This is a genomic window from Salinivibrio costicola subsp. alcaliphilus, from assembly GCF_001996185.1.
In the GTDB taxonomy this organism is placed as follows: domain Bacteria; phylum Pseudomonadota; class Gammaproteobacteria; order Enterobacterales; family Vibrionaceae; genus Salinivibrio; species Salinivibrio costicola.
Map to the genome: position 1 here is coordinate 1 of NZ_MUFR01000160.1, position 364 is coordinate 364.

The 364-nt window shown below is 56.3% G+C and carries 1 protein-coding gene; it reads left to right on the forward strand.

What is annotated here, in order from left to right; genetic code table 11:
* The coding region (locus BZJ21_RS15680; RefSeq protein WP_174566354.1) for an IS66 family transposase zinc-finger binding domain-containing protein at window positions 1–364 on the forward strand (364 nt) is incomplete at both ends.

Genomic DNA, 364 nt, shown 5'->3' on the forward strand with positions numbered 1-364 from the left:
GGCTAGCCCAGGCCAAAAAGTACCTGCCGCAAAGTGAGAAGTTCCCCGCTCAAGGCTGCTTGTTCAACGAAGCGGAAACCCTGGTCGACATCGGACCATCCGATGACGAGCCGGAAATGGAAACCGTTACCTACACCCGCAAACGGGGCCGCAAGCCCATCAACCCGGACTTACCCCGTGAGGTGATAGAGTACGATTTAGCTGACGATGAAAAGACCTGCCCCTGCTGCCAGGGTCAGCTGCACGCCGTGGGTGTTGAATCGTCCGAGCAGCTCGACATTATCCCTAAGCAAGTTAAAGTACTGCGCCACGAGCGCAAAAAATACGCTTGCCGCCACTGCGAAAACCACGGCGAAGGTAGCAA